Annotated in this window: 1 pseudogene; it reads left to right on the forward strand. The window is 59.9% G+C overall.

From position 1 onward, the window contains the following. A pseudogene (locus AB9K37_RS02720) lies at nt 1–277 on the forward strand (hypothetical protein); the annotation flags it as partial. Nucleotides 278–379: the final 102 nt, after the last annotated feature.

A 379-nucleotide genomic window follows, 5' to 3' on the forward strand; every position in this document is an offset into this window, starting at 1 on the left:
CCACGCTGCAGGCGCGTTGATCGCGCGCGAGGCCGGTGGCTACGTCAAAATGCTGAACGGAGAGGCCTATGCCCCGACCCTGACCGACGGGAGCCTGTTGGTGGCGCCGGATCGCGACAGTTGGATGGCGCTGGCCGACCTCTATGAAGAGGAAAAGGATCCGACCCGCCGCAACCTTCTGATGCAGGCCCGTCTGAAGTTGTTGCAGGATGCGCTCAAGGGCGAGAAGCCTGCGCCCAAGCCCAAGCGCATCAAACACAAGAAGTTCACGCGTTAATTCGCGTCAGTTTTGGCAAAAACATGCGAACCGGAGGGGCTGCGAAGCATCTCCGGTTCTCATGGGTTGAACAGAGTGCCCATCTGAAGCAGTCTGTTTCCG

The organism is Donghicola sp. XS_ASV15 (assembly GCF_041224595.1).
Classification (GTDB): domain Bacteria; phylum Pseudomonadota; class Alphaproteobacteria; order Rhodobacterales; family Rhodobacteraceae; genus Donghicola.